The following is a 3,514-nucleotide window of genomic DNA, read 5'->3' as shown; positions in this document are numbered from 1 at the left end:
AATGGGAAACCGAGGATGAGGAGTCGGACGAGCCGGATGCTGACGGGGGCAGCGCAGAAGAAGATGACGAGGACAGCGTGAAATGACCCGTTTCACAGACAGTCCCTATGAACGCATGATGACACGCAGGCCGGAGGGCGGGAAGGAAACTTCCCGTCCTCCCTCTTTGCCCCAAAGCCACCCCTGTTATGGCTGCGGAAATTATGGAAGCCCCTGCGTAGGTGTCTGCCACCGTGAGATGGAACGATGGCTCAAAGAAAGGAAACGAAAAAAATGAGTGTTCTGATTATATTTATCAAGCTGATTGCTGTTTTTGACCTGCTGGTAATTGCTGTGTATTTTGGCGGCGACATTCTTTCTACCATGTTAAACAAACTTCGGAGAAAAGCAAAACAGGAAGATTCCTTTGACTTTTCTCAGGATGCCGTGATGGTTTCATTATTCATAGATTCTGTCCGTCAGCTTTATTCCGGTGACGCGGCAGATTTTGTGGAAGATAAGATTCTGCCAAATGCGGAGAAAACGATGGCTGTTTTGACGGACCAGGAACAGGCAGCAGCCCGTCTGCTCTTATCTGCCCTGATCGGTTTTCTTGCAGCAGAAGCTCCTATGGATGAACAGAGCTTTCCTATGGTAATGGAACTTCTGAACTGTATGGAGGGTGAAAAAGAGGATGGTTGTCAGGATGCAGTAGAAAGTTTGCTTGAAGATGCTGTCCGCAATACCCACCGCCATGAAGAATATTACAGCAATTATCAACGCTACCAGCTGATGCAGGTGGATAAAACTCGTGTCATTTTGGCTTGCCGCATCATCATCAATGACCTGCTGGGGAAACTGTACCGCTATGACTACCGGTTTGGTTATAACCTGCTTCTGGATGAGGAAAACAGCATTGAGAAAAAACTGCACACGCCTGTGCGGGAAGAATGGGAGGTTGAAGAATATGAAGCTGGTGATTGCTGAAAAACCATCAGTTGCCCAGAGTTTGGCGGCGGTGATCGGTGCAACTGCCCGTAAGGACGGGTATCTGGAGGGCAACGGCTGGCGTGTCAGCTGGTGTGTGGGCCATCTGGCCGGTCTTGCGGACGCAGACAGCTATGACCCCAAGTACGCCAAGTGGCGATATGATGACCTGCCTATTCTGCCGGAGCATTGGCAGATGGTGGTGGGAAAGGATAAGAAAAAGCAGTTTGATATTCTCAAAAAGCTGATGAACGCCCCGGATGTGACGGAGGTAGTAAATGCCTGCGATGCCGGACGCGAGGGCGAGCTGATCTTCCGCAGCGTCTACGAGCTGGCAGGCTGCCAAAAGCCCATGAAACGCCTCTGGATTTCTTCGATGGAGGACTCCGCCATAAGGGAGGGCTTTGCAAACCTGCGCCCCGGTGCGGACTATGACGGGCTTCGGGATGCTGCTCTTTGCCGCGCTAAGGCCGACTGGCTGGTGGGGATCAATGCCACAAGGCTGTTTTCCGTGCTGTACCACCGCACCCTCAACATCGGGCGCGTGATGTCCCCAACCCTGGCGCTCATTGTCCAGCGAGAAGCTGAGATCGACACCTTTAAGCCAGTTCCCTTTTATACCGTGGCGCTGGAGCTGCCCGGTCTTACCGTATCCGGGGAGCGCATGGCGGATAAGGCTGCTGCCGAGCAGCTGAAAGAAGCCTGTCAGGGTGCAGCTGCCACAATCAAAAAGGTGGAGTGCAAGGAAAAGTCCGAAAAGCCGCCTGCCCTCTATGACCTGACTACTCTGCAAAGAGATGCCAACCGCCTGCTTGGATTTACAGCCCAGCAGACCCTGGACTATCTGCAAAGCCTGTATGAAAAGAAGCTCTGCACCTATCCCCGTACTGACAGCCGCTATCTGACCGGTGATATGGCAGACAGCCTGCCGGTGCTGGTCAATCTGGTTGCCAATGCTATGCCGTTTCGCAAAGGGATCGCCATTACCTGTGACCCCCATGTGGTCATCAACGATAAGAAAGTAACTGACCACCACGCAGTAATCCCTACCAGAAATCTCAAGGATGCAGACCTTTCTGCCCTTCCTGCGGGAGAAAAAGCGGTGCTGGGGCTGGTGGCCCTGCGTCTGCTGTGCGCGTAGCCCAGCCCCATATCTATTCGGAAACTGTTGTGATTGCAGCGTGTGCCGGTGGGGAGTTTACCGCCAAAGGAAAAACAGTGAAGCACCCCGGATGGAAAGCTCTGGAGGACGCTTACCGTGCCAAAATGAAAGATGCAGAGCCGAAAAAAGATGGTGCAGAGAAAGCCCTGCCGGAGCTGACTGAAGGACAGACCCTTGCGGTTGCTGCTGCAATCGTCAAAGAAGGCAAAAGCAGTCCACCCCAGCACTTTACGGAGGATACCTTGTTGTCCGCAATGGAGACTGCCGGAAAAGAAGATATGCCGGAGGACGCCGAGCGAAAAGGTCTGGGGACACCGGCCACCCGTGCCGGTATTTTGGAAAAGCTGGTATCTGCCGGTTTTCTGGAACGAAAAAAGAACAGGAAAACGGTGCAGCTTCTCCCTTCCCACGATGCAGTCTCCCTGATAACAGTCTTGCCGGAACAGCTGCAATCGCCGCTTCTGACTGCCGAGTGGGAGTACCGCCTGGGAGAGATCGAGCGCGGGCAGCTTGCCCCGGAGGAGTTTCTGGACGGGATCAGCACCATGCTGAAAGATCTGGTGGGAACTTATCAGGTCATCAAGGGAACCGAGTACCTGTTCTCCCCGCCCCGTGATGTGGTAGGCAAATGCCCTCGCTGCGGCGGTGAAGTTGCAGAACTGCAAAAAGGCTTCTTCTGTCAGAATGATTCTTGCAAATTTGCAATCTGGAAAAATAACAAATGGTGGGCTGCCAAGAAAAAACAGCCGACCAAGGCTGTGGTGTCTGCACTGCTGAAAGATGGCCGTGTCCGTGTAACGGGCCTATATTCTGAGAAAACTGGCAAGACCTACGATGCCGCTGTGGTTTTGGAGGACGATGGACAGTACGCCAACTTTAAGCTGGAATTTGATCAGCGGAAAGGAGGCAGCCGATGAAGCTATCTTTAGTGGAACGGGAAACCATTCTCCTTTATAACCAGGCAGAACCAATGGCTGAGGTCTACACCCACGATCCCCGTCTGATGGAGAAGCTGGAACTGCTGGCAAAAAAGCACCCCGACCAGATCACCCGAAAGGACGCCCATAACTTTACCGTCCCAAAGCGGTGTGTATCAGTCCGGGAGCCATATAGCGCAGAACGCCGCAAAGCCGCCAGTGAGCGTGCGAAAGCCGCCGGATACCAGCCTCCTATGCGAAAGTCCGGCAGTTAAAGGCACATGACAGAGAATGTATTTGAAGCAGTCAAGCAGTCGGTCAGCACCAGAGATGCGGCAGCGTTTTATGGGATCGAGGTCAAACGAAATGGCATGGCCTGCTGTCCCTTTCACGATGATAAGAACCCCAGCATGAAGGTAGACCAGCGGTTCCACTGCTTTGGCTGCGGTGAAGATGGGGATGTGATCGA

At 53.2% G+C, this 3,514-nt stretch carries 4 protein-coding genes and 2 pseudogenes; all 6 read left to right on the top strand.

Features of this window, described 5'->3' with window-relative positions; genetic code table 11:
• A pseudogene (locus tag PGS25_RS15365) lies at positions 1-86 on the top strand (DUF4366 domain-containing protein); the annotation flags it as partial.
• On the top strand, positions 83-277 hold the full coding sequence (locus PGS25_RS15360; protein WP_002571001.1) for a hypothetical protein: 195 nt from the start codon (positions 83-85) through the stop codon (positions 275-277). The pseudogene PGS25_RS15365 and the gene PGS25_RS15360, both read left to right, overlap by 4 nt.
• Entirely contained in the window at positions 274-966 is a 693-nt protein-coding gene (locus PGS25_RS15355; RefSeq protein ID WP_270419394.1) for a conjugal transfer protein TraG, read from the top strand. The genes PGS25_RS15360 and PGS25_RS15355 overlap by 4 nt, the downstream gene beginning before the upstream one ends.
• Positions 947-3,045 (top strand): annotated as a pseudogene (locus PGS25_RS15350) (DNA topoisomerase 3). Before PGS25_RS15355 ends, PGS25_RS15350 begins: the two are co-directional and overlap by 20 nt.
• Positions 3,042-3,320: a hypothetical protein gene (locus tag PGS25_RS15345; RefSeq protein WP_055224644.1), complete on the top strand. Its 279-nt coding sequence runs from the start codon at positions 3,042-3,044 to the stop codon at positions 3,318-3,320. The pseudogene PGS25_RS15350 and the gene PGS25_RS15345 overlap by 4 nt, the downstream one beginning before the upstream one ends.
• A 6-nt stretch (positions 3,321-3,326) precedes the next feature.
• The coding region (locus PGS25_RS15340; RefSeq protein WP_270419393.1) for a CHC2 zinc finger domain-containing protein at positions 3,327-3,514 on the top strand (188 nt) is incomplete at its 3' end.

Origin of the sequence: Butyricicoccus sp. AM78-15b2TA (genome assembly GCF_027665985.1) — a bacterium.
GTDB lineage: Bacteria > Bacillota > Clostridia > Oscillospirales > Butyricicoccaceae > Agathobaculum > Agathobaculum butyriciproducens.
The sequence above is the reverse complement of the archived record's forward strand: the minus strand, read 5'-3'. Positions and strand labels throughout refer to the sequence as shown.